Consider the following 451-nt stretch of genomic DNA (forward strand, 5'->3'; position numbering starts at 1 on the left):
CTGAGCGGTGATACGGATGCGGAGAGGGAAGCCGGTGCACAGGTGATGCGTGAGACTGAACAGCAGATTTACCGTCAGTTGACTGACGAGGTACTGGCCTGAACCGCCCCGGGAATCCTGGAGACTAAACTTCCTGAGAAAGAGGTAAACAGGATGACTAAAAATACTCGTTTTTCCCCCGAAGTCCGTCAACGGGCAGTCCGTATGGTTCTGGAAAGTCAGGGCGAATATGACTCACAATGGGCGACAATTTGTTCCATTGCTCCAAAGATTGGCTGTACGCCGGAGACTCTGCGTGTCTGGGTTCGCCAGCATGAGCGGGATACCGGAGGCGGTGATGGCGGGCTCACCACCGCTGAACGTCAGCGTCTGAAAGAGCTGGAACGTGAAAATCGTGAACTGCGCCGCAGTAACGATATCCTTCGCCAGGCTTCCGCTTATTTTGCGAAGG

Annotated in this window: 2 protein-coding genes; both read left to right on the forward strand. The window is 54.5% G+C overall.

The annotated features are described in order from the left end of the window. Positions 1-102: hypothetical protein (locus BGK49_RS31215; RefSeq protein ID WP_242412562.1), on the forward strand; the 102-nt coding region annotated here is incomplete at its 5' end. A gap of 51 nt (positions 103-153) precedes the next feature. Further along, a partial coding sequence (locus BGK49_RS18235) for a transposase (protein WP_024206740.1) occupies positions 154-451 on the forward strand: 298 nt, incomplete at its 3' end.

The organism is Shigella sp. FC1544 (assembly GCF_001722145.1).
Classification (GTDB): domain Bacteria; phylum Pseudomonadota; class Gammaproteobacteria; order Enterobacterales; family Enterobacteriaceae; genus Escherichia; species Escherichia coli.